At 42.7% G+C, this 23,665-nt stretch carries 26 protein-coding genes and 3 pseudogenes; 9 read left to right on the forward strand and 20 right to left on the reverse strand.

The window, feature by feature from the left end:
• The 3 genes and pseudogenes from GC098_RS32165 to cydS all read left to right on the forward strand — a co-directional run.
• Positions 1 to 1,173: cytochrome ubiquinol oxidase subunit I (locus GC098_RS32165; protein WP_171647898.1), on the forward strand; the 1,173-nt coding region annotated here is incomplete at its 5' end.
• The gene (locus GC098_RS32170; RefSeq protein WP_171647900.1) at positions 1,170 to 2,198 is read left to right on the forward strand and encodes a cytochrome d ubiquinol oxidase subunit II; all 1,029 of its coding nucleotides are present in this window, start codon (positions 1,170 to 1,172) and stop codon (positions 2,196 to 2,198) included. The genes GC098_RS32165 and GC098_RS32170, both read left to right, overlap by 4 nt.
• A 3-nt stretch (positions 2,199 to 2,201) precedes the next feature.
• Positions 2,202 to 2,309, forward strand: a pseudogene (cydS, locus tag GC098_RS41870) (cytochrome bd oxidase small subunit CydS family protein); the annotation flags it as partial.
• 363 nt (positions 2,310 to 2,672) lie between these two features.
• Here the strand turns inward: cydS and GC098_RS32175 are convergent.
• From GC098_RS32175 to GC098_RS32200, 6 genes and pseudogenes are all read right to left on the reverse strand, one after another.
• Positions 2,673 to 4,817, reverse strand: coding sequence for an MMPL family transporter (locus GC098_RS32175; protein ID WP_171647902.1), 2,145 nt, complete (start codon positions 4,815 to 4,817; stop codon positions 2,673 to 2,675).
• A gap of 30 nt (positions 4,818 to 4,847) precedes the next feature.
• Positions 4,848 to 5,993: an NAD(P)/FAD-dependent oxidoreductase gene (locus GC098_RS32180; protein WP_171647904.1), complete on the reverse strand. Its 1,146-nt coding sequence runs from the start codon at positions 5,991 to 5,993 to the stop codon at positions 4,848 to 4,850.
• A gap of 24 nt (positions 5,994 to 6,017) precedes the next feature.
• Positions 6,018 to 6,731 (reverse strand): methyltransferase domain-containing protein, encoded by a 714-nt coding sequence (locus GC098_RS32185; RefSeq protein ID WP_171647906.1) that lies wholly within the window; start codon positions 6,729 to 6,731, stop codon positions 6,018 to 6,020.
• On the reverse strand, positions 6,724 to 7,875 hold the full coding sequence (locus GC098_RS32190) for a type III polyketide synthase (protein WP_171647982.1): 1,152 nt from the start codon (positions 7,873 to 7,875) through the stop codon (positions 6,724 to 6,726). Before GC098_RS32190 ends, GC098_RS32185 begins: the two co-directional genes overlap by 8 nt.
• A 177-nt stretch (positions 7,876 to 8,052) precedes the next feature.
• The gene (locus GC098_RS32195; protein ID WP_171647908.1) at positions 8,053 to 9,600 is read right to left on the reverse strand and encodes an FAD-dependent oxidoreductase; all 1,548 of its coding nucleotides are present in this window, start codon (positions 9,598 to 9,600) and stop codon (positions 8,053 to 8,055) included.
• A 413-nt stretch (positions 9,601 to 10,013) separates the two neighbouring features.
• Positions 10,014 to 10,127 (reverse strand): annotated as a pseudogene (locus tag GC098_RS32200) (universal stress protein); the annotation flags it as partial.
• On the opposite strand from GC098_RS32200, the gene GC098_RS32205 reads away from it, so the two are divergent.
• A complete protein-coding gene (locus GC098_RS32205) occupies positions 10,117 to 11,049 on the forward strand; it encodes a DNA topoisomerase (protein WP_171647896.1) in 933 nt (310 codons plus the stop codon). The pseudogene GC098_RS32200 and the gene GC098_RS32205 overlap by 11 nt on opposite strands.
• A 409-nt stretch (positions 11,050 to 11,458) precedes the next feature.
• Here GC098_RS32205 and GC098_RS32210 read toward each other — a convergent pair whose 3' ends face one another.
• From GC098_RS32210 to GC098_RS32225, 4 genes are all read right to left on the reverse strand, one after another.
• Positions 11,459 to 11,794, reverse strand: a complete 336-nt coding sequence (locus tag GC098_RS32210; RefSeq protein WP_171647910.1) for a hypothetical protein — start codon at positions 11,792 to 11,794, stop codon at positions 11,459 to 11,461.
• 103 nt (positions 11,795 to 11,897) lie between these two features.
• Positions 11,898 to 12,368 (reverse strand): signal peptidase II, encoded by a 471-nt coding sequence (gene lspA, locus GC098_RS32215; RefSeq protein WP_171647912.1) that lies wholly within the window; start codon positions 12,366 to 12,368, stop codon positions 11,898 to 11,900.
• 158 nt (positions 12,369 to 12,526) lie between these two features.
• Positions 12,527 to 13,162, reverse strand: coding sequence for an HAD hydrolase-like protein (locus GC098_RS32220; protein WP_171647914.1), 636 nt, complete (start codon positions 13,160 to 13,162; stop codon positions 12,527 to 12,529).
• Positions 13,156 to 13,452, reverse strand: coding sequence for a hypothetical protein (locus GC098_RS32225; protein WP_171647916.1), 297 nt, complete (start codon positions 13,450 to 13,452; stop codon positions 13,156 to 13,158). Before GC098_RS32225 ends, GC098_RS32220 begins: the two co-directional genes overlap by 7 nt.
• Before the next feature lie 161 nt (positions 13,453 to 13,613).
• On the opposite strand from GC098_RS32225, the gene GC098_RS32230 reads away from it, so the two are divergent.
• Both GC098_RS32230 and GC098_RS32235 read left to right on the forward strand, forming a co-directional pair.
• Complete coding sequence (locus GC098_RS32230; RefSeq protein WP_171647918.1) at positions 13,614 to 14,186, forward strand: CcdC protein domain-containing protein; 573 nt, start codon at positions 13,614 to 13,616, stop codon at positions 14,184 to 14,186.
• A gap of 138 nt (positions 14,187 to 14,324) precedes the next feature.
• Positions 14,325 to 14,837 (forward strand): CBO0543 family protein, encoded by a 513-nt coding sequence (locus GC098_RS32235; protein ID WP_171647920.1) that lies wholly within the window; start codon positions 14,325 to 14,327, stop codon positions 14,835 to 14,837.
• A gap of 5 nt (positions 14,838 to 14,842) precedes the next feature.
• On the opposite strand, the gene GC098_RS32240 is transcribed toward GC098_RS32235, so the two are convergent.
• From GC098_RS32240 to GC098_RS32250, 3 genes are all read right to left on the reverse strand, one after another.
• Entirely contained in the window at positions 14,843 to 15,325 is a 483-nt protein-coding gene (locus GC098_RS32240) for a CcdC protein domain-containing protein (protein WP_171647922.1), read from the reverse strand.
• A 134-nt stretch (positions 15,326 to 15,459) separates the two neighbouring features.
• A complete protein-coding gene (locus tag GC098_RS32245; protein ID WP_171647924.1) occupies positions 15,460 to 15,714 on the reverse strand; it encodes a DUF6171 family protein in 255 nt (84 codons plus the stop codon).
• On the reverse strand, positions 15,711 to 17,192 hold the full coding sequence (locus tag GC098_RS32250) for an alpha-N-arabinofuranosidase (protein WP_171647926.1): 1,482 nt from the start codon (positions 17,190 to 17,192) through the stop codon (positions 15,711 to 15,713). The genes GC098_RS32245 and GC098_RS32250 overlap by 4 nt, the downstream gene beginning before the upstream one ends.
• Positions 17,193 to 17,388: 196 nt before the next feature.
• Between GC098_RS32250 and GC098_RS32255 the strand changes: the two genes are divergently transcribed.
• Positions 17,389 to 18,168 carry a helix-turn-helix domain-containing protein gene (locus tag GC098_RS32255; RefSeq protein WP_171647928.1) on the forward strand — a complete coding sequence of 260 codons (780 nt, stop codon included), beginning with the start codon at positions 17,389 to 17,391 and terminating at the stop codon, positions 18,166 to 18,168.
• A gap of 78 nt (positions 18,169 to 18,246) precedes the next feature.
• On the opposite strand, the gene GC098_RS32260 is transcribed toward GC098_RS32255, so the two are convergent.
• The 5 genes and pseudogenes from GC098_RS32260 to GC098_RS32275 form a co-directional block, all read right to left on the reverse strand.
• Positions 18,247 to 18,756, reverse strand: a complete 510-nt coding sequence (locus GC098_RS32260; protein ID WP_171647930.1) for a hypothetical protein — start codon at positions 18,754 to 18,756, stop codon at positions 18,247 to 18,249.
• A 212-nt stretch (positions 18,757 to 18,968) separates the two neighbouring features.
• Entirely contained in the window at positions 18,969 to 19,853 is an 885-nt protein-coding gene (locus GC098_RS41875) for a phospholipase D-like domain-containing protein (protein ID WP_376774039.1), read from the reverse strand.
• Between the two features lie 48 nt (positions 19,854 to 19,901).
• Positions 19,902 to 20,363: pseudogene (locus GC098_RS42040) on the reverse strand (phospholipase D-like domain-containing protein); the annotation flags it as partial.
• A gap of 47 nt (positions 20,364 to 20,410) precedes the next feature.
• Positions 20,411 to 20,740, reverse strand: coding sequence for a chaperone CsaA (gene csaA, locus GC098_RS32270; RefSeq protein ID WP_171647934.1), 330 nt, complete (start codon positions 20,738 to 20,740; stop codon positions 20,411 to 20,413).
• 100 nt (positions 20,741 to 20,840) lie between these two features.
• Entirely contained in the window at positions 20,841 to 21,434 is a 594-nt protein-coding gene (locus GC098_RS32275; protein ID WP_171647936.1) for a TetR/AcrR family transcriptional regulator, read from the reverse strand.
• A 147-nt stretch (positions 21,435 to 21,581) separates the two neighbouring features.
• Here GC098_RS32275 and GC098_RS32280 point away from each other — a divergent pair, with 147 nt between their 5' ends.
• Positions 21,582 to 22,307 (forward strand): MBL fold metallo-hydrolase, encoded by a 726-nt coding sequence (locus GC098_RS32280; RefSeq protein ID WP_171647938.1) that lies wholly within the window; start codon positions 21,582 to 21,584, stop codon positions 22,305 to 22,307.
• Positions 22,308 to 22,413: 106 nt separating this feature from the next.
• On the opposite strand, the gene GC098_RS32285 is transcribed toward GC098_RS32280, so the two are convergent.
• Positions 22,414 to 22,761: a hypothetical protein gene (locus GC098_RS32285; protein ID WP_171647940.1), complete on the reverse strand. Its 348-nt coding sequence runs from the start codon at positions 22,759 to 22,761 to the stop codon at positions 22,414 to 22,416.
• Between the two features lie 16 nt (positions 22,762 to 22,777).
• Between GC098_RS32285 and GC098_RS32290 the strand changes: the two genes are divergently transcribed.
• Entirely contained in the window at positions 22,778 to 23,227 is a 450-nt protein-coding gene (locus GC098_RS32290) for a DUF2798 domain-containing protein (RefSeq protein WP_171647942.1), read from the forward strand.
• 120 nt (positions 23,228 to 23,347) lie between these two features.
• On the opposite strand, the gene GC098_RS32295 is transcribed toward GC098_RS32290, so the two are convergent.
• Positions 23,348 to 23,656: a hypothetical protein gene (locus GC098_RS32295; RefSeq protein WP_171647944.1), complete on the reverse strand. Its 309-nt coding sequence runs from the start codon at positions 23,654 to 23,656 to the stop codon at positions 23,348 to 23,350.
• Positions 23,657 to 23,665: the final 9 nt, after the last annotated feature.

The raw sequence follows: 23,665 nt of genomic DNA on the forward strand, positions 1-23,665 counted from the left end.
TGGACACGTGGATATGTCATTACAGTAGCCGTTGGGGTTGTTTCTGGAACGGCTCTTGGCCTACAAATTAACCTTTTGTGGCCTAATTTCATGAGGATAGCAGGACAAGCTATCGGTTTACCTATGTTCATGGAAATATTCGCCTTTTTCTTTGAGGCCATTTTTCTTGGTATTTATATGTATACATGGGATCGATTTAAACCCAAAATTCATTTTTTATTTATTATACCTGTAGTCATTGGTGCGTCATGTTCTGCACTTTTTATTACACTTGTTAATTCCTTTATGAATGCTCCGCAAGGATTTGAGATTGTTGATGGGATTATAGGTAACGTACAGCCTCTTAAGGCTATGTTTACTCCTGCAAGCCCTACAAAAGTCTCCCATGTATTAGTTTCGGCTTATCTTACGTCTGCTTTTATTATTGCAGGGAGCGCGGCATACGCCCTATTAAAGGGAAAACGTCATATTTACTATAAGAAAGTATTGAATATGACGCTTTTCGCAGCACTTGTTTTTGCAATATCCACCTTCTTGATTGGTGATTTGTCTGGGAAATATTTGGCGAAATATCAGCCTGAAAAGCTGGCAGCTGGGGAATGGCATTTTGAAACGATGTCACATGCACCTTTAATTGTAGGTGGTATTTTAACCGAAAAACACGATGTTAAATATGGATGGAAAATCCCTTTTGCATTAAGCGTGCTTGCTCATGGAAATCCTAATAGCGAAGTAAAGGGACTAAATGATTTTCCTGCGGATGAAATCCCTCCGCTTTGGATTCATTACACTTTTGATGCCATGGTTGGCATTGGTGGTTATCTAACTAGTATTCCTTTATTGTTTATTCTTGCTTTTTGGTTTCGAAAAGGGAATCCATACAACAAACTGCTCCTTGCCGCGATTGTCATTGGAGGTCCACTCGCTATGTTTGCCATTGAATATGGATGGATATATGCGGAAGTAGGCAGACAGCCCTGGATTTTGCGTGGGTATATGAAGACACAGCAGGGTGCTACGACTTCTGAACATGTTAGCTTACTTTTTGTCGTGTTTCTTGCCCTGTACGTGATTTTGGGGATTTCCTGCTTACGTGTTTTGGTGAAAATGTTTAAAAATAATACGCCGGAAGACGAGCTTAAGTTGAAAAATAAGGAGAGTGCTCTCAAGTGAATTTGGAAGTGGTGGGAATTACAGTCTTATGGACTTTTCTGTACGGGTATTTAATTGTAGCTTCCATTGATTTTGGGGCTGGGTTTTTTAGTTACTACAGTTACAGAACAAGAAAGGAACATGTGATTCAGAATATCATTAAACGATATTTATCTCCTGTGTGGGAGGTAACTAACGTCTTTCTCATTTTTTTTATTGTCGGGATCGTAGGCTTTTTCCCAGATACCGCATATTACTATGGAACAGCCTTATTAGTTCCTGGTAGCGTAGCCATCATACTTCTTGCTATACGTGGTTCCTACTATGCGTTTAATACATATGGCATAAAGAGTAGAGAAATTTATGCATTCTTATATGGTGCAACTGGACTTCTGATTCCTGCTTCATTATCAACAGTGCTTACAATTTCAGAAGGTGGTTTTATTGAAATTCAGAATGGTAAGATCTTATTTCAATACAACAAGCTGTTTTTCAGTCTTTACTCATGGTCCGTTGTTTTACTTGCGATTGTTAGTGTCCTTTATATTTCTGCCATGTTTTTAACATTTTACGCGGCCAAAGCAAATGACCTGCCAGCTCTGGAAATTGTACGTAGATGGGCACTAATTTGGAGCGCACCGACGATCATTTGCAGTTTAATCGTTTTTTACTCGATTAACTTGCATAACCCCGAACATTATCAGCATATCACGGAGTTATCCTGGATGTTTGCATGTTCGTTTCTCTTCTTTCTGGCAGCTGTTTATTTCGTTTGGAAGAAAAAGAATTATGGGTTGTCCTTTATTTTCGTGATGGTTCAATTTGCATTTGCTTTTTACGGTTATGGGGCATCTCACTTACCGAATCTACTTTACCCTTACTTATCTATGTATGAACATTTTACTAATCAGTCCATGGCAGTAGCCTTAATTATTGCATTTTTGACCGGACTATTGCTTCTAATTCCTTCACTCTTTCTTTTAATGAAACTGTTTTTATTTAATATCAGATATGTGCGGGGACAGATGCACCCGAAAGGAGAATAGATGTTGGAATTCCTATTAATTATGATTTTGCCGCCAATTATTGTTATAGCCTCTCTTACGGTCGTTTTTGGCTGGGGGTGGATGGCTAAAGAAAGAGTTAGAGGTGACGAAATTTCCACCTGTAAGATTGAAAGTAAACATTAACAATGTGGGACAGCAGATAAGAATTAATTAATTTATTAATGTAGTCCTCTCCAACTTTTGTAAATAGTACAAATATTAAAAGCCGGTTTTCTATAAAAATAACCGGCTTTTACCATTGATCTGATTATTCAAATACAATGTTTTCAAAATAAGCTAAAACCATCGAAAACCACATTTAGCGGCAAATCATTGTTTGGTCCAATTTCAATTTCTGGCATACCCGATTCGTTTGGTTTCACAAGGCTGTAAAGGCTTTTGATCTTTTTTAGAGATATTCTAAGAAGATCTTGATCTACCGTAGCTCTTGGCGTTTGGAAAAGAAAATTCTAATTATTTCAGCCATCCCGGTCCCCACCAGTTCCATTTGCCAAACATTCTCATTAAAGATGGAACCAAAACCATCCTTATTACAGTTGCATCAATAAAGATAGCTGCTGCAATGCCAATCCCCAGTTGTTTAACCCCGACAACTTCTCCGAATGCAAACGGCACAGTGACCGCAATCATGATGGCAGCTGCTGAGTTAATGATCCTGCTGATTGAGGCCAGTCCAACCAGAACCGCACGACCGTTATCATGTGTCTGCTGGTAAACCTCGAAAATTCGCGATACCAGGAACACCCCGTAATCCATACTGATACCAAAAGCCAGTCCAAAAATAAATACTGGGATCATTATCGCGATGCTGTTCGGTTCCATTCCAAAATGCCCCTCCTCAAAGATCCATACCAGGATACCGAACGACGCCCCAAGGCTTAGGAGATTCATAACAATCGTTTTTAACGGGATGAGAATGGATCTGAAAGCAATGAATAACACCACATAATTGGAAACTAAGATAAATAGAAGCACAAACTTGATGTTTTGAAATATGGCATCAAAGACTTCCTGTTGGTACTTCGCTTCACCTCCCAACAGGAAATGGAGATCTGAAGACTCCCCCTCTTGCTCCCAAAGTCTGAGCCAACTCATCACTTTTTTTGATGATGGTTCACCCTTTAATGTAACGTGTATGAGCATTCTATTTTCTTTAACAAATTGTTGAACTATCGGTTCGAATTTCGCTTTTGATATCGTTTTTTGAAGTAAGGAGTACACCTGTTCGGGCGGCAATCGCAAGCTCGAAAAAACAGAATTCACACTCTGTACGTATGGATCGATTTCTAATTTTTGTATAAGTTTATATGCGTTCAACCACTCTTCTTTTTTCAAGTCATGTGTTTTTCCTTGGACCACGATATATACCTCTGAGCTCGTCTGGGACACGAAATGGGCTTGATAGGTCTCGAAAGCCATGCGGGAATTATAGCCTTGCGGTAAGGAGGCTGCATCCGGAATGGCTAATTTAATCTTGTTTAAAGGCAGGAAACAAGTGATTAACAAGAACGAAGCCAACAGACTCATCCTGACAGGCCTTTTCATCACATAGTGTGACATAGAGTACAAAATATTTCTTTTCGTAAAAGTAGACAACGGCTTACTTTCTGCTCGAATGGCAGGCCACAAAACAGATAAAAGAACCGGAACTAATGTTAAAGTTAACAATACCGAAACCGTTAATACCGTCATAGCTCCTATAGCAATCGCAGAAAACATAGGAAGCGGAATAAACAATATCCCCATTAAGCCTAAAAAGACACTGGCCGCTGAAAATAAGACAGCTCTTCCTGCTGTCTTCATTGTTGTAATCAATGCTTGTACGGCTGACTCTCTCTGTAACTCTTCGCGAAACCGGCTGACTAGCATTAAGGCAAAATCAATACTAAGAGCAAATCCCACCATGGGAATGACATTCAACACAAAGTTAGACAACTCGACCTTTGTCCCCAGCCAATACATCATTCCCATCGTACCGGTAACCCCGATAATCCCAATTACAATGGGAATCATTGCAGAAATGATTCCTCCAAAAGCCAACCAAAGTATGATGAACGCAGCTGGAATTCCTATCCGTTCTGCTTTTCTCAAATCATTTTGGCTTGCTCGATTCACATCTGCTTGAACCACAGATTTCCCTGTCATTTTCACTGAGATATCTCTATTGTTCGGTAGGCGTCTATGAATTTCATCAAGCACCGGCTTCATTTCATAGGAGTTATGTTTAAAAGCAAGCAGCGCATAGGCGAAATTCCCTTTGAGCATCCCCTCCCTTTGGAGTGGTGATACCATTTCGCTTAGACCGTCGATTCCCTTCAGTGGAAACAACGTTTGCTGAATGAACTGCTGAAATTGCTCGGGGGATACAAACTCCTTTTTTTCAAACACAAGAATAACAGGGTCCTCGGGGACGTGGAAATCAGAAGACAAGGTATGCTCAACCTTGACATAAGCTCCGTTTGGTAATAAGCCATGATCTTTTAGAACTGTAGGTAACTTAGGAGCGTAAAACCCAAAAAAGATCAAGAACAAGGTCCAGACCAGGATGATTGCTTTAGGATATCGAAGGGAGATGATGGCAAGCTTTTGAAAATCCATGACCATGCTCCTTTATGTACCAATTTAATACTATGAATTGCTTTCTTTTAACCTAGTCGCTTGAACCAATCCATATGCCAATCTCGGTGTGAGATGTGCTGCGCTTAGTAGAAGTCGGGGCAGAACGGGTACGCCAAACAGCCATTGAATAAGACGCCCCCACTGTAAGGGACCCTTGAATTCCCGCTTAATGGATTGCGAGTATTCATGCTGCCACCTAGAGAGTGAAATCTCCCCGCATAAATAGCTGTCTGCAAGGGGGGCGCACAATAGGGCCGAACGCAGCGCCATCGACATCCCATCTCCACAGAGTGGAGGTATCATTGAAGTGGCGTCTCCTATATTGGGAATTAGATCCCAAGCCGTAGGTTTGCGGTTTAGATCTACTGGAGCAACGGCTGCCTGAGTGCCAGGGACAGGAACGGCATTAGCCAGCTTTTGATAAAGCTTCGTGTTCCTGCGGCAAGCGGCATCAATCAATCCTAAGATCGTTTTTTCAGTGTTCCGAAAAGCTTTCCGTTTAAGCAGTGCCGCAACGTTGACGAGTCCGCCTTCAATGGGGGAAATGCCTAAATATCCCCCATCAAAAAAATAGAGCTCTACAACGGGCTCCATTTCTATCCCCCTAAAATGGGATTTCACGCCTATATACGTATTCTTTACAGTAGCATTAGGACTATGACCTGGAAGTCCTGAACGACAATTTGCGCCCCACGCAGCAATAACAGCTCGAACTTGGTAGGTTATTCTTTCCTCCCCTTGTTTCGTCTCAATCTTGTATCCGCTGTCATTGGGATAGACGGACGTTACCGTTGTTGAGGTTTGCATGTGCACACCTGAGCTTAGCGCCGCTCTATGGAGAGTGGAATCTAGTGAATACCGGCTCACCCCTAAAGCAATACCGGGCAGAGGAATTTCTAAGGCATCACCATAACTGTAGATCAAGCGTGTCCGACTTATCAAGCTAGGCTGTAGCGATTCCACAAGTCCACGCAAGCCAAGAGTATTCAACATACTTTGGGATTCAGGGGAAAGAAATTCTCCGCAAACTTTATGTCGCGGGAATTTCTTACTGTCGATCAAAACGGTTTCCCAACCCCGATCCGCTAAAGACTTGGCCAAACTACTGCCAGCGATTCCTGCACCAATAACCGCTACATCCCGGATGTGATTCATCACATTCAACTCCGATGATTTGATTTAGACCTTGCATTTCCAGATGACGACTACATATCGAAATAACGGTCTCCATGCATAGAACATCTCAGATATGCCTAACGCTTTCCTGAGATTTCCCCAATCCTCCGAACGAAATCCTTTAGCCACGGACAGAGGACCGTCGTTTAATATATACCGGTTATTTGAGACAATTCGCGCCGTAAGCCACACCGCAGCCCAAGGAATCCAATGCCGATGGATGTCATTGATCACAACACCTAATCGGGACGCCTTAAGCATGCTTTCTACAACCTTGGGAAGCTCATTCGCAGCAAAATGATGAACAAACTGCGTCCCTGTAATCACATCCACGCAACCTTCCGGAAGCTCAAACAAATCACTTCGCATCACCTCTATCCGCGGTTCGTTACGATAAAGCAGCCTTGCCTCTTCACAAGCTTCTTCAGTAATGTCTACCAAAGTGATCCTTAGATCGATCTGGTTCTCATCCGCCCATCGCAGGATGTGTCGATTCACATCTCCGGAACCTGATCCAATATCTAAGATGGAGAAGCGCCTCGGCTTGTCCGCTTTCATCCATAATCGCTGTATTCCGTAGAGAGTAGGCGCAGCGGCACCGAAGATCCGGTTAAGCATACGAAGATGCTGCAATGCTTCCCGAAGCTCTGATCCCCCTGTCGAAAAGTCATCCATCAACTCGTGCTCTATAGCTCGCTGCTTGAACCCCCTAAACATGGACTTCATCTAAAAACTGATCTTGAAAAGTGACGGATGGGAGATAAGAAATCTGGATCATCTCGCAGGTAAGGCCCGGCCCGAATGCTAGTGATAAGCCGTTTGTCGGTCCGGAGCCGCTGCTTTCTAGCTCCTGCCTCATTTCATAAAGCACGAATAATATAGTGGCAGAGGACATGTTTCCATAATTGCGCAATACGTTGCGGCTGGGCCGGGTTTGTTCATCCGATAGCCCGTATATCTCTTCTAGTGTATCTATAATTCCCTTGCCTCCGGGATGGATTGCCCATAAATCAGGCTTTTGACCTCCATTTATCAGATGCTCTACTTGTTCTGGAATAAATCTGCCTATTAGTTTGGGAATGTTCGTCGAAAGATAAAGATCAAAGCCGTAATTACCTACCTCCCACACCATCTCCTCGGCAGATTCTGGAAGGAGAATGGAATGGTCGTTTCCTAATTGGAAAATTCCATTATGGTTAGGACCGGTAGAACCTACAATACACGCTGAAGATCCATCCCCGAAAAAAGAAGCACCAAATAAGGCCTCACGCTGGCTAGAGGGCTGAATGTGAAGCGTGCATAACTCAACACAAACAATTAATACTTTGGCTGAGGGATTACTTGAGACGATTTGTCGTGATAGGCAAACGGCCTTTAATCCAGCAGCGCATCCTAAAAAGTTAAGCGGAATTCGATTGACAGTGACAGCTAATCCCAACTGTTGGACCAATGTAGCATCTAAACCTGGAAGGAATTGCCCTGTACAACTAACCGTGATCAGATGAGTAATGTCAGACAATTCCACTTTTCCATCTAACAGCGCTTTTCTCGCAGCATTTAGCCCTAATGGAACGGATTCTCTCTTATAGGTTTCCATTCGCTCGGCGGTCGAGGGAACTGGTCGATTTGATATTTGTGAAAAATAGCGGCAATCTTCAGCAGATTCTAATAGGGCCGGTTCACAGGTATATCGGGCTTCCACACCGCATTGCTTGAATATTCTTTTTGCCCAGCGTGCAGAGTCGGGATTCTCACTTAATGCTTGAGCTAATCTTTGTGATGTATCAGCTTGATCGAGACGAAAATCCGGCACGGCTGTGCCTATTCCCAGGATCGCAATGACTGGATCTGTTTGATTCATTTCCTTCATTTCCTATATTCATCCTCTCGCGCAATTCATTTAATGATCGGACATGCACCTTACATTAAACATATGTATTCGTATTTTCTTATCATTATGATGGAAACCGTAAAGTCATAGAACAAAAAAAACAGCTCCTGTATTTAGAGCTGCTCTTTGGTAAAAGCAAAAAGCTTATCATTTAGATACTTCTACTATTTTTAAAGGTTTTTTAGCGGGACCTTCAAGCACTTCCCCTTTATATGAAAATCTTGAACCATGGCATGGGCAGTCCCACGTTCGTTCTCCATGGTTCCACTCGACTTCACATCCCATATGTGTGCATGTTGTATCTACAATATGTAATTGACCTTGTTGATCCCGATAGGCGCCGGCTCTTTTTCCATTGGCTCTTACAACTGCTCCTTCGTCGTTCTCCAGCTCCTCTGGTTTCTTGAGGATCATTTCCAGCTTTCCGGAAATAAAATGATCAACCACATCCGCATTTTGCACGATGAATGTTTTTAGGCTCGGATCCGCATGGAATCTTTCAGGTTTAAAAAGTTCTTGGTAAGGACTCTTTGTTCCTGTGACCAGCTTTTCGATTAATAATGCCGCTGCCGTTCCTGTTGTCATGCCCCATTTTTTATATCCGGTGGCTACAAGAATGTTGGGATTATCCGAATCTGTCTGTCCAATATACGGAAGTTTATCCAAAGTAACCAAGTCTTGAGCCGACCATCGATAATAGATTTCTTTTATTCCAAAATGTTCTTCTCCAAACATTTGCAAAGCTTCATAATGTTTGAGCGTACAGATTCCCTGTCCCGTCTTGTGGCTTTCGCCTGCGATTAAAACCATTTTTTCCCCATTAGCCGTCGTAGACCTAAGAGATCGTTTGGGCTCCTCGGCACATATGAACATTCCTCTTGGAAATTCTTTGGCGGTTTTCACAGCCAGAATATAAGCCCTATTTGCGTGCATTTTTGCAAAGTAAAAACCTCCTCCTTCATAAAAAGGAAAATGTGAGCACGATACGGCATAATTACAGGTGATTCGATGTCCCTCATTCGTAATCACAGTTGCAGGGTTTCCTTTGTCAATACTTACGGCCGTCGTATGCTCATAAATTTGGCATCCTTGTCTTTGTGTTGCATGATTGACTAAATACAATAAATATGGCATCGGGTTAAACTGGGCCTGATTTTTCATGACAACAGCGGCTTTTGTTTGAAAAGGCAATGGCGTTTGTTCTATGTAAACACCGGGTATTCCCAATTCCTCGTAAGCAGAGAATTCAGCGGCTATTTTTTCAACGAATTCGTCTGAATTCGTATAAACATAAGCATCTTCCTCTGTAAAATCGCACAATATTTGATGCTCATGTATGGTTTGTTTAATGAAATGTAATGCCTCTCGGTTGGCTTCGTAATATAGCCTTGTTTGTTCTTTACCAAAATGCGAAATGAATTCGTTATATATCAGATCATGCTGTGCAGTAATCTTTGCCGTTGTATGACCTGTGGTTCCGTTAAGCATTCTTCCGGCTTCAATTATTGCGACTTTGAGTCCTTGCTTTGAAAGCAGATAAGCGGTTGTTATGCCAGAGATTCCAGCTCCGACGATAGCTACATCTACTTTGATATCATGTGTCAGCTTAGGAAAACTCGGGATGCTCGAAGAAGCAATCCATAAAGATTCTGGATATTGTGGAAGGATTACTCGGGGTAATTGGTTCTTAATCATCGCGATGTCCCTTCTTCCATTTTTAACATAATATAACCTTTGGCGTTTTTTTTATACCATAGGTTCTTGAGTGAAATTATCACTGATTTTTTAATTAAGAGAGTGAACTCGCCCTTTTTAGCCTTATTATTTATACTCTTATTGGACTTTAAGCGAATAATGATTGTGTCGTTCGACACTTTATAACGATAATCACCCACCGTATCATCACTTTAGCTCATATTCACTTTACTTATTTGATAATACTTCTCAAATGCGGAAATCAATACATGTTCTTGTCCTTAATCGGGAAACGATATATGTTCTTGTCACCCGACAGTTGTATCGAGTGTCAAGAAAATGTTCCGATAAATGAACGTGACGCCGAAGCCCGTCTGCTCAGCAAACTGGGGTAAATAGTGTCCGCTCACGCATTACTTAATGATCAGTACCGGAATTTTAGCATGTTGTACGACATTATGGCTTACACTTCCGAGAACTTCCTCACGGATCGGACCCAAGCCACGACTGCTAAGGATGATTAAGTCGGCTTCATATTTCGTTGCTGGAGAGAAGCTGTATGCATCGGGCAAAGTGGTCAAAAAAGCCGGTTGGAAAGACGTCTACCGAGCCACTGATTTCACCGATCCAGATCGGGAAGAAACCGAGTCTGATGAAGACTCTGCTCAGTTGCTGCCCCAAGCTGCCGAAAAAGACGCCGTAACCGTCCGTAACGCCCGTCAATTAAGTCGCCAGACGAAACCGCCTGCTAGATACAACGAGGCCTCCTTGCTTTCTCAAATGGAAAAATGGGGCCTCGGCACGCCCGCTACACGCGCTGACATTATTGAGAAGCTTGTGTCTTCCGACACCATTGAACGTCAAGGCTCCTCACTCATTCCGACTGGCAAAGGGACTCAGCTCATAGAGCTCGCTTCGGAGGAACTGCGTTCTCCTGAGCTTACAGCACGCTGGGAGCTTGAGCTTGAACGCATTTCCAAAGGCAAAGGTAGCATGGAACAATTCCTAAGTGGTATCCGCAAAAAAGCAGCCGAGCTGGTCGATGAGGTCAAGAAAAGCTCTGCGGCCTATAAGCCGCATAATTTAACGGGCAGCAAATGCCCGGATTGCGGGGAGTTTCTTCAAGAAGTAAAGGGGAAACGAGGCCGATTCCTTGTTTGTTCCAGCCGTGAATGCTCCTATAAGCGCGAAGCTGACGGACAACTGACCAACCACCGCTGCCCGCAGTGTCACAAAAAAATGGAAATCCACACCGGCAAATCCGGCAAGTATTTCCAATGCCGTCCTTGCAACGTTGTCGAGAAAATAGACAACGAATCAACCGGCGGCGGCCGGCGCGCCTCTGCCAAAGCGAACCGTCAGTTGATCGAGAAGTTTTCCGATCAAACCCAGCTGGGCAACTCACTTGCTGACAAATTGATGGCTGCGCTGCAGAAGAAAGACGAGTAGCGTGCAACCTGTCCCAAAAGGGTTATAGACCTTGAGGGGTATCTACCTTGAAGACGGTTACACGTACCAATTAGGACTTCCGCCAATAAGGGGAGGTCCTTTTGGTGCAAAGTTGTTCTTACGGAACGACAAGCCGCTAAAATGGATGAAATGCGCTAAAAATTGAATTAACGGAACGAGAGGGAGTTATTCGATGAAATTTGTGCTATTCGAAGCTAAAAACAACGGAATAGTGTCTCTACGTTCCCTTTATCATTTGGGACAGCCCCATAAACCTCCAAATCTTCGAAAATGATGAGATTAGCTGTACTTTTTGCAGCATAGACTACCCAATGGTCTCTGATGCAGCTTGTCCCTCTCCAAACAAAAAAACCAAGCGAGACTGGCGTCATCGCTTGGTTTAACTTACTTAACTACTCACAGCTACTGTTCCTTTTACTGCTAGTTGAAGCTGCTCCAAACTCGTAATCCCCAAACTAATGAGCGCTTCTCCCGCTTCCATGTGGACATTCGCTAGCATATGCATACTTGTATTGGGTACAAGTGATTTTCGGAATTCATGAAACAAGACTGCATTATAGGTTTTAAGAACTGTCATGAATTCTACCGTTGGAGGGATAAATGAACGGATTTCAGAAGCTTTCCAGAAAAAATCCCTCACTAACATAATATCAGCACCCGTACGCGTCAACTTTCGAATCATTGTAAAAAATTCATCGATCAATATCTGTTTATCCGGCCTCATGTGACCATCCTCCAGTTCAGCGTCTTCTCGTTCAAAACCGTCTACTTGAAGGATATCATAAATAGTACTTTTGATCTACCTATATAGTTTAATATACCTACGTTTATTGAAATTTTTTCTCTTTTGGTAACAGCTTATGCCTGTAAGAGAGAAACATATCCAGTACAAAAAATACTACACCCAAATTAATAGCTAAGTCAGCCAAATTCATCACACCATTGCCAGATCGAAACACAATGAAGTCGGTCACTTTGCCAAATAATAATCGTTCGATTCCATTACCAATAGCCCCGCCTACGAATAGTGCGGCACCACACTCTTTGAAGAATCCTTGAATGCTTCCTTTTTTCCGGTAATACATAATAACAACGATAATCACAACAGCAAGAATTCCTAAATAACGCGCTGAGCCCTGCAGCGAACTGCCTGCTGCTCCACTATTTTGATAATGCGAAAACGAAATAATATCTTTATAAAACGGCATAGATTCGCCTACTTTTAGGATAGACCGAATCCACACCTTCGAAATTTGATCCACAGCTGTCACTACAAATATGATGAGATAAAATAACATTAGACGCCTCCTTCCGCAAATATCACCTCATAGATTCTATTTTACATGATGACACCACTCGACTGCGAATGTTGCCAATAGCTCTTATAAAAGCAAACTCAAATAACTACCTCAGACACTGTCTGTGATAGCTATTTGCTTCCTCTTTTACCATCCTATCAGGTTAAGGACAGAAGTGTTTTTAGCAGCTCTCCGGGAGAGTTTACTAAGTAATCGGGCTTTCCACTGAGCAGTAACTCCTGAGAATCATAGCCCCATGTAACGGCAACTATAGGAACACCTAGTTTCCTGCAAGCCTCAATATCCCTTAATTCATCTCCAACATAGATCATCCGCGAGGGAGCAGTCCCCCATTGTTTCATTACTTTGCGAATGGAATGATGCTTACCAAATATATGCTTAGCCGAAATGATTTCCTTGAACGCGCCATCCAGCTTATTATTTCTAAGAATCTGGCGAATATTTACCTCGGAATTGGAGGAGAGTATGGAGCTTTTCATCCCAAATGAGGAAATTCTGGCAATAACCTCTTTCATCCCAGGTACAATATGAATTGTCCGAATATTTTCTTGATAAAGCTGTCTTCCGGCCGATACTAGCTTTGGAATCTGGAGCACCGGAACACCTAAGCGATCCACCCGCTCAGGGATCGAAAGTGATCTTAGAAGCGTAAGGTCTTGATCTCGAATCCTGCGAAATTGATACTGCACGGCCATTTCATTATAAAGTTTAACAAGCAGTGCTCTAGAATCGACCAGTGTCCCATCAAAATCAAAGAGGATATGTTTTACCATTCTGTTGTATATAGATATAAGGCCGGACCCTCGGGCGGCACTTGGCGAATTTGATTATGAATAAACTCCTCCAGCGGATCCACTGCGATATGCGGATTACTAACGACGCGTACATCTTCCCATACACAGGCTACACCAATTCCATGTTCATCGGCATCACCGGCAAACATTTTACATCCTTTGCAAAATTGATCTTTCTGTTGGTCGTCAAGCTTCACAATTTTATTACGAAGACAGCAGTAAATTTCATTCTCTGTATTACATACATTAACATGGGTGATTAGAGCCATTGACTGTCAACTCCTTGCGGCGCTTTTTGTGTGTAATAGTAAGTTTATCGTCCTATCATTAAGTGTATGACAGTTTTTTGTAAATGAAATATTTTTTTCTCTGACAAACTGCCTAAATTTGTTACAATAAGGAAAAACTACGTTTCTCTGGAGGAAATCTCATGCAAAACTGGATGCATTATGCCATTCCTTTCCTACTCATTGGCTTTTTTATCTATCGCAGAACGAAGCGAACCATTGGTTTTCAAAAATTATCCAGAGGCAGACTTAAATTCCGACTCACTCTCTTTAGTATCCTCGGAGCCGTCATCTTCCTGCTAGGCTTTGTCCATCCCATCCATTTCATTGGTTATATAATCGGCCTAGCGGCAGGTGTCGCACTCGGGCTCACCGCGATTCGCCACACCCTTTTCGAACATCGTACAGACGGATGGTACTATCGCACCCACTTATGGATCGAAATTACGGTTCTGGTGCTATTTCTTAGCCGGATCGTCTATCGCTTGGCCTTTATCAGTCTTTCATCCAACTCAGCAAACATGAATCCGGTAGATCCAACTCAATTTACCAAAGACCCACTGACCGCAGGTGTCTTCTTCATCATCGTGTCTTATTACATCTTATTTTTCGGTTACCTGCTTCGCGAAGAAGCCAAATTGGATCCAGCTCCTTTAGTCTCTGATGATTCAAGTGATCTTTCGAATCCACAGGCAAACGTTAATGTGATTAAGTAATCCCTAATTTAAAAAGGAGGCCCGTTCTCTTATGAGAGCGGGCCTCCTTTAATGATAGCAGCACATACAAAATTTGTATGAACGATGGATTAATTGGAATAATAAGGACTTAACATAAACAAAGGAGTTCGAAATCCCTTGGTTGCGATTTTATACTCGGTTTTATGGTTGCTCATAGCTCTTCGGTTTGCGGACCGAAATTGGGAGAAGTACTATCCAACACTCCTCTTTGCTGCGTTATGTAATGGGCTCTATGAGTTGATCTGTTATCAATATCAACTTTGGCAAATGGAGCCGAATGGTCTTCCTGTTGCAACGATTCCAATCCTATTGCTTATTCTGATTGGCATGCCTGTATCGACTTGGGTATACCTATCGAACTACCCGCGAAATCCTAAACTTCTTTCCCAGGCTTATTACATCATCTTTTTCACGGGTCTTTTTGTTTTGCTTGAATATGTATCTGTGAAATGTGGATCAATCACGTATCATAACGGATGGAACCTACTTTGGTCATCATTGTTCGATATGATCATGTTTATCATGCTGCGTATTCATTATCGCAAACCATTATTCGGCCTGCTCATGTCAGTACCCTATACCGGATTATTGATGATTATTTTTAATGTAGGTTTTGATAAAATGAAATGAACGTGTTAAGTATTCAGTACAGCTTGCTTGGAAGAGCTGACACCTTTGAATTTAATAAAACTAGTGATCCGCCATGTCGCGATGTAGCCAAAGGTTATCAGGTTGCACATAAAGCTAAGTGTGCTTGGATCGATTGATTTTATAGTTGCAATCGCGAGGAAACGCAGTGCAAAGATCACGATCAGCAGCACAAAGACCGTTTTGTTACGCTTAATAAACGTGTTGCCATCGTCCCGAACTTCAAAGTTGGTCGTCACGATAAGCGGAATCGAAACAATCATACCGATCAACAAAGCAATGATTACTTGATCTTCGCGGATATGCAGCGTTGGATCGAGCAATTGCATAAGTGATGTAGAAATGTATAGGATAGGCAGCAGTAATGTTACTCCCGATTTTTTTAGTGGCTTACGCATGCCACTTAATTGTCCACGCAGGATGAAAAAGAAAATCAAAGCCGAAATCATCAACGATACAGTTGAATTCATAGTAATGAACACTCCCTAAAAGGATTTTATAGTCTTATTATCACCTTTAAGAGAGTGTTTCAAAAGTGAGTCAAGTCACCGGATCGAGGTGACAATTGTCATATTCGTGCAACTATGAACTTCCCTTCATTTCTTTACCATTTGCTCCCTTGCGGTGCCGGACAGTGGGCTGCAGCCAGCTTAGCTTTTACAGCCATCAGACAGCCGCAGTGGCGGCAAGTTGTACCGAATTGGTAGGCCTCGCAGCTTTGGCAGACCGACATACGCCGGTCATACTCCTCTTCAGTCGTGAGTTTGACATTGCGAATACGAAGCGTTTCCCCGAATAATTGTGCAATTTCTTCTGAAGAAACATGCACCGTTGCCGAGCAACCCTTGCAATCCGTCATACGTTGACACCAAGCATCACTACCGACTTAGCAGGCAGCTTGATGATAAGTTGATCATTTTCGATGCGGAAATTGTTAAATACGGACGTCTTCACATTTTCCGGTTCCCCAAAAGTATTATGCGATTGTATCGTATCGGAGGTTAGTACCTGCCCCGCAACATCGCCGACCTTCCCACCGCGGATTGTACATTGCACTTCCAAAGCTTCAGCGTGATGCAGATTGCATAAAGAAATATGCAGACGATTATTCGCATCCACGGATGCAGACACACTAAGCTGATCTATGCTCTGTCCATCCATTTCGTAAGACGGGCTTTCCACATCTGCGGCAACGAGGCTGGCACCCTGATGAACCTTATACATATCGAATACATGATAGGTTGGGGTCAGAATCATACTGGCGCCTTCCGTTAAAATGACCGATTGCAGTACATTAACAACCTGAGCGATATTTGCCATGCGTACACGATCGGAATGGTTGTGGAAAATGTTCAGATTAATTCCGGCAACAAGCGCATCGCGCATCGTATTTTGTTGATACAAGAAGCCGGGGTTGGTGCCGGGCTCGACGTTGTACCAGGTCCCCCATTCGTCCACGATGAGCGCAACTCTTTTGTCCGGATCGTAACGCGTCATAATCGTATCATGGCGCTCGATGAGCTCTTCCATGAAGAGTGTCTTCTTCAGTGTTTCAAACCACAATTTTTCGTCAAATTCGGTGGCCGAGCCTTTGTCACTCCAAGTACCGGTAGGGATCGTATAATAATGCAGACTCAAGCCATCCATAAAGCGAGTTGCCTCACGCATCAGCACCTCAGTCCAGTTATAATCGTCGACATTGGGTCCGCCAGCGATTTTGAAAATTCGGTTATCGCCGTAATTCCGGACATAACAGGCATATTGCCGATACAGATCCGCATAATACTCAGGGCGCATGTTGCCGCCGCAGCCCCAGTTCTCATTGCCCACCCCGAAATAGGTTATCTTCCACGGCTGCTCGCGTCCGTTTTCCTTCCGCCAGTTGGCCATAGGCGACTCTCCGTCGAACGTCATGTATTCAACCCATTCGGACATCTCAGCCACTGTCCCACTTCCGACATTACCGTTAATATAGGGCTCAGCACCGATGAGCTCGCATAAACGTAAAAATTCGTGAGTGCCGAAATGATTATTCTCAACGACACCGCCCCAATGCGTATTAATCATCCGTTTCCGTTTTTCTTTCGGACCAACGCCATCTTTCCAGTGATATTCATCGGCAAAGCATCCGCCCGGCCAACGGAGCACGGGGATTTCAAGTTGCTTCAACGCTTCTAGAACGTCATTTCGCATCCCCTCTGTGTTTGCAATCGGCGAATCCTTTCCTACATAGATGCCTTCATAAATACAGCGTCCCAAATGCTCGGAAAAGTGTCCGTAAATATTGCGGTCGATTGTACTTAAGCGTACGTCTGCATTAATAGTAAGTTTGGCCATGTATCTTGCTCCTTTGATTCACTATTTTCAGTATGCGGCAATCAACCCAAAGATCATATAAACATGCCTATTATGCTCTCTACTCTTCTCCACTTTGTCCATACTGTTTAATTAAATTGTACGTACTTGTTAATTCAGATACAATAAATTATAGTAGCCAAAAACTGACCTATCGTGCTTTTTAAGGAGATGCAGGATGATTCATTTAATTAGTTGCGGATATAATTTTATACATTGGGATGGGATCACTATTGACCGTCCGGTAGGAGCAGGGAATTATGCCTTTGTTTTTTTGAAAAGCAATTCAGAAGTTATTCTCGACGGCAAGCAATTCGTAGCCGAAAAAAATTCTTATATCTTGTTTCGCCCTACAACTCCCCAACTTTACAGGGAATTGGATAAACCATTTGTCAACGACTGGTTCCATTGTGACGGCAATGAAATTCAGGATTTCCTTATTCAGTTGGATTTCCCCCTTGACACGCCCGTCAAAGCAGCGGATCCGCTTTTAATTACAAGATGCATCATGGAATTGCATAGCATCAACCGCTTAGGCGGCCCGCTGCGCGATAAAATCATTGACTCGGATATAAGAACTCTTTTTATGAAACTTCGTAATCTGCTTGACAGACCCACTTTGCCCGATAAAACGAGCCGATATTTCAGCCAATTTACTGAGCTGCGCAACGAGCTCTACAGTTCACCTCAAACAAATAGGTCCGCAGAAAATCTTGCCTCATACATGAATTTAAGTAAATCTTATTTCCAGCATATCTATAAGGAGCTATTCGGGTGTTCTGTGGTTATAGACATCATCAACAGCAGGCTGGAATACGCCAAGTATCTTTTGGTTAACAGTTCGTTATCCATCGCCGCCATTTCCAAAATGTGCGGGTATGAAAATGATACCCACTTTATGCGCCAATTTAAAAAATTCGTGGGCCTTACTCCTAGTCATTTCAGGTCCAAAAACTGAATAACAAAAAACCGCTAAACCCAGCACGAAATCAATTTCATGTCGAGGTTGCGGTTAAAAAACCATGGATGTTGTTTCTTAATCAGTTCTGCCTATCATTGAGAGGGCTCTGTAACTAGGAGAGGAGAGCTCATTTTGTATTTTCTTAAAATGAATTTGTAAAGAGCCAAAAAATACTCTTCCCTGATTGTAGTGAAGCTCACATTTATACCCATACGATCGGGATGCGGTTTGCAGCGCTTTATAGCCTGGTAACGCTGTGACCAAAGTGGTAATCCGTTTAATAATATGGTTAGGCACTTTCGTAAACATCGTCGCGTGTATCCCATCGGCAACCGATACAAAGCTAGGAAATGTACGCTTGTCGAAATGCGAAAGTGTAACAAAATCGGCGACGATTGCCAGCATATCTTTGTTCAAACGGTTTAAATTTATGGTGATATCCTTGTAAAAGTAAATACCAAAACCGATTTTGTTCGTTACTGGGTTCAAACATTTTTTCAACTTCAACAACGTAGCTGCCGTATAAGTCTCAAGTTGCTCCATAAACGAATGCCAATGAATTAGCGATCTCAAACTTTTTTTCATCAAATTCTCCTTCATTTCTATATACATACGTATTTTAGGTGTTTATTTTATTTGACTCTAGAACAAGACGGATTGTTCACAAAAAACTTTGGTAAATGTAGGAAGTGACCTTTAGGGCAGTCTTTTTTCATAAAATGAGCAAACAAAAAGAAACCCATCGGAGGGTCTCTTTGTAAAATAAATATAATAATGCTTGCTAATAACTCATGCTGCTATTGGCCGTAAGTTGTCGGGTCAAGGGCGAATGCAAGACTTTTCCAGTCGAAATCGCCTCGCGTTCCTCTAATTTGGTTTTCATGAGCAATGTTCCGGTAAAGTTGAAGCGCCTCGCGGTCGTTTAATTGTAAGGTGTCTTGACCCAGGTGTTCGGAAAATAGTTGACGGCGCAGTGATTGCACCACTTTTGGGTCCCAAAACGCAGCGTTCATCTCCGTATGACCAAAGAGTGAATTCCAGTGAAGGTTGCAGGAACCAATTGTCGCCCACGCGTCGTCAATCAGCATTATTTTAGCATGTACATAAATATTGCTGCGCTCTCTCTGTCCATTCAGCCCAGCTATACCGACAAGTGCGAAATTCTCGTATCGGCCAAGTGCTTCTAAATGATCGAAGAAGCTTTTGCTATCCGGATGTTGACGGAATGCCCGTACGTATGACTCAGGCTCAGCTGGAACGAGGAGTACGACATCCACGCCACGCTTCAGAGCCTCCTCCAATCTGGCAGAGATCTCCGGAACCGGGAGAGCCTGATTTTCGATGTAGATTGTGCAACGAGCGGCATCTATTGCTCGTTTGTACTGCTCGAAAATGGATCGCTCGCCTGTACCAATATCGAAGGAAGAACCTCCGGGAGTTGGATAACTATTACTGTACCGGCTCTCATACACGTTCCTTTGAATCTGCACCTGGCTGTCTCCTCGAGGAACGGATACGCGTGTAGGGAAAGTCAACTCGTCATCGCCATTGTGGCCCCACACTCCATCTTCCTTCATTCTCTCGCTGGCCTCGTTCCATCTTTGTACGAAATTGTGGTGCACGTCGGTCGCCGACGGTCCGATCACTTCGACAAATATGTCGTGGCGTTGTCCCTCGCCCATGTGCCCTGGTTCAAAGGCCTTGAACGTCGGATTAATTCCACCGATAAATGTCGTCTCGGACGAATGTCCTGCATCTATCAGCCAACACTTTTGGTGTTGGCAAAAGTAACCATGTGCACGGTCCCAGCGGGTACGGAAAAGCGAACCACGTGCAGCGAGCATTTCACTGTCAGCGTAAGATCCTGGGAAGGCTTGGCCGTAACCACTACTCTCCGAATTTGGGCGCCAGAAAATGATGCGTACATCCAGTCCACGAGCAACCGCACGGTCCAGCACATCAAACAGGGTACCACGATCGTCCGGCATCTGGAAATACGGATCCACAAAAGTAAACGTGATCCAGACACTGATCTGTGCTGTTTCGATAGCCTCACAAATACGCCGAAAGGTGGGGGCACTATCCACAAGCGGACGAACAATATTTCCTTGCCGTACGGGATAAGAACAGGATTCGAGAAATGGTATATGTGACTCGGAACCGGAGACGGTTGAGACTTCGATTTTGGTCATAGTTGCCCCTTCTAATTACTTTACTAGCGTGCTGTATCCACTAATGCTCATGCAATTGGCGTACCGTTTTTAACAGGTTCATCTGGTTTTAAGAGAACCACATCACCTTCTGTTGGAACACCGCCGATTACCAACACCTCAGATTTAAAACCTGCGATGCGTCTAACAGGAAAATTCATTACGGCGATTACTTGACGTCCAATAAGTTGTTCGGATTCATATCTTTGTGTAATCTGAGCAGAGGAACGTTTAATACCAATCTCACCAAAATCGATTTCTAATTTTATTGCAGGTTTTCGTGCTTCGGGAAAAGGCTCTGCTTTAATTACAGTACCGACACGGATATCTAATTTCATAAAATCCTCAATTGTAACCACGATTGTTTCCTCCATTTATTACAGTTACGGTAATTTTACGATACTACTTTTAATAATTAAAGGTTATAAATTTATTAAACAATCCTCTCCGTTGCTTAAATTAAATCTTTATATATGTGTTCAGTAGAACCCGAAGTTGTTGCATAACAAACCCTACATGTTTACTGTCTCTGCTCAATCTGCTTGCCATCACACTGCCTTCGAGTGAAGAAACGATAAATGATGATAGTGAATCAACATCTACATCTGATCGGAATTCTTCAACTGCTATCCCATGTTTTAAAATACCTTGGACGAGGCTTAACATCTCCTCATACGCGGCTAATGCTCTATCACGCAGGATTGGAAAGGTATCATCGCTTTCAACTGCTGTATTAAGCAAAGGACACCCGCCTTTTATTGGGGGATTGTTCACTGGATCAATATGCACATTACATACAGCCATTATTTTGTCTATCGCTGTATCCGCATTATTAATAGCTGATGATAATTGTTCCATCAAAACCTGCCCTGCATATTCAAACGCTTCCACCGCGATTTCATCCTTGTTAGAGAATCTTCGATAAATCCCTCCTTTTGTTAATCCTGTAGCCTCTATAATGTCTTGTATCGATGACCCGGCATACCCCTTTTGATTAAATAATTCAGCGGATTTAATAATGATGTGTTGTCGTGTATTTTCATCTTTACGCATTTTCAGTCCCCCATACATCCCAAATACCATTTGAAATACATTGTAACATTTCTCTTGTATTGAACTAAACATTAGAGTATCATAAAACCGAACCGAACGGTTCGGTTCGGTTTTTTCATATAAGCCACCAGAGAGGACAATGAAACTATGAACACTGTAAAAATCGTCCGCATTCCAATCCTCCCCATGCACATGGTAAATTCCCACTTACTTGTAGGCCCTGACGGATGCATTCTTGTCGATGCGGGACTACCCGGGTCTGAGAATAAAATTAAAAAGGCCTTAGCTAAGGAAAGACTTACATTCAAAGACATCAAACTCATTGTGGTGACCCATGCGCATGTAGATCATGCCGGAAGTGCAGCAATAATTCGTGAACTATCAGGAGCACCGATATTGGCTCACGAGGGGGATGCTAAACATTTTAACAGGGAGACGCCAATGACTTTTTGCCCAACCGGTTGGTTTGGCCGTTTATTTATCAAGACACCACTTATGCTCGAGCCGTATATCGGTTTTGAACCGGATGTTTTACTTACAAAACATGATGTTATCAACTTGGAGCGATACGGAATTCCGGGGGTGGTTAAACACACGCCTGGGCACACTGCTGGCTCAGTCTCCATAGAACTTGCTTCTAATGAAGCTTTGGTCGGTGACCTTGTCGCCTCAGGAATTTTGTTAGGCGGTATCGTAAGAACCAGTCATGCCATACGTCCACCATTCGAAGATGACCCGCACAGAGTAGCCCGTGAATTGACCCGTCTGCTTGATTCGGGAGTCGAAAAATTCTACATGGGACATGGCGGTCCATTAAAGGCTTCCGAGATCCATCGTCACGCCCAGACTCTCATGATGCTGCCAAAAAAATAAAATGTCGACGTCACGCTATCTCTTTGGTGAGCAAAGGCTGCCATAGGATCATCCTTCGGCAGCCTCGTTATAAATATTCAACTCTTATTATCCTTCAAGCACCACACTACATATCATTTAAATTAAAATCCTTTCCTTTTGTTATTTTTAAATTGCCTTGATCATCCGTTCTTCTTGTAATGTATTCTCCGGTCAATAAGTTATAATCGTCCTCATCTGCATTCTCTTTACTTCCTCCATATTCACTAACGACGACTGATCCCCTATCTATGGTTAGGCTCTCAAAAGGATCTCCCCAAACTCCACCTTCATCAGCCTTCAAGACTACTTTATCAGTAATTATAGAGATGGGTATCATTTCAATATAAATGACAAAAATCATAAATTGATACTTGATTTTTGTTTTAACGGGAGTTATACTAAGTTCATAATCAAGAAAAAATAAATTATACATCAAAGGAGTTTTTAATATGAGAATCAATCCTAAATATCGTCAACTGACTTTTGTATCCATTATGTCAATGATTTTGACTTTTATCATGTCGGGAATTATGACATATGTACTTGCAGGTGGCTTTATTCCGCATTTTGTTAGTGCATGGATGAAAGATTGGGGTGTCGCTTTTGTGATCGCTTTCGGACTAAACCTTTTCTTACCTGCTAAAATCCGTAAATTTGCAAATAGATTTAAAAAAGCTCAAGTTGTCTATATTTTTGTAATATCGCTCATTATGACATTCATCCTCTCCTTTGCTTTAACTGCTTTTGCCATGAATGGTATTGTTCCACATTTTGTAAGTTATTGGACGGGCGCATGGCGCATAGCTTTCATCATTGTTTTCGTATTAAACTTCTTTTTACCACAGTTCGTTGGCAAACTTGTCAGTAAATTAGTGGTTCAACAACCAGCATTACATTAAAGAAGTGGAACAGCGCGAATCAAAAAAACACAATGGATCAGGAATTTTATTCTCCTGGTTCATTGTGCTTTTTTTGTATCGGGCTAAGACCGGAAAGCAATAGCTGAAACGCCCCAATAATTAGCCTTCCAGCACATCCGCCCCCAATTCGCTCGCAACCTCAATCATCTTGGGGATGACGGCTTCATTGGTGCCGGATACGTAAATATCTCCCTGATAATGCCGGAATGGGATCTTTATATCGCCATAGCTCCACATGAAAAAATCTCCCTCAATAGACATGCTAGTAGAGCCTGTTACCGTAAACACGGATGTATAGGAAAAATCAGGTTTGGACGTAAAATACAGTTTGCACTCTTCCAAAGATATTGTTTTCGCCGAATTGTTCTTTTCCTGAAATTCTCTTGTAATTCGATAGCGTTGACTCATTAAAATACC

The sequence above is a fragment of the Paenibacillus phytorum genome, assembly GCF_013141715.1.
Classification (GTDB): Bacteria; Bacillota; Bacilli; order Paenibacillales; family NBRC-103111; genus Paenibacillus_E; species Paenibacillus_E phytorum.